The sequence below is a fragment of the Flavobacterium jejuense genome (assembly GCF_006491595.2).
GTDB lineage: Bacteria > Bacteroidota > Bacteroidia > Flavobacteriales > Flavobacteriaceae > Flavobacterium > Flavobacterium jejuense.
The window spans coordinates 1-403 of record NZ_VEVQ02000053.1 but is presented as its reverse complement, the minus strand read 5'-3'; the positions used below and the strand labels follow the sequence as shown (position 1 = coordinate 403).

The window sequence follows — 403 nt, the reverse complement described above, 5'->3', positions numbered from 1 at the left end:
AATTTCCTACATTTATGATGCTACAGGAAGAAAAATAAATAAGATAGTAAAAACAAGTTGTTCTACTTGCGCAGGAGGATTTGGAACAGACACAACCAATTATATGTCAGGAGGTTTTCAATATAAAAATAATAAATTACAGTTTTCCCCTCATGCAGAAGGTTATGTAAATGTAATTGAAGATAATGGAGTAAACCACTACAACTATGTTTTTAACTATACCGATCATTTAGGAAACATACGAGTAAGCTATGGAGTAGACCCAAGTACACAGATATTAAAAATTATAGAAGAAAACCACTATTATGCTTTTGGGTTAAAACATACTAATTATAATAGTGATTGGCTATTATATTCTAAAAATTCATCTGGAAACATCACTTTAGGAAAGAAAGCACCTAGC

At 30.5% G+C, this 403-nt stretch carries 1 pseudogene; it reads left to right on the top strand.

Annotated elements, in window-relative coordinates:
- Positions 1-403 (top strand): annotated as a pseudogene (locus FIA58_RS21180) (hypothetical protein); the annotation flags it as partial.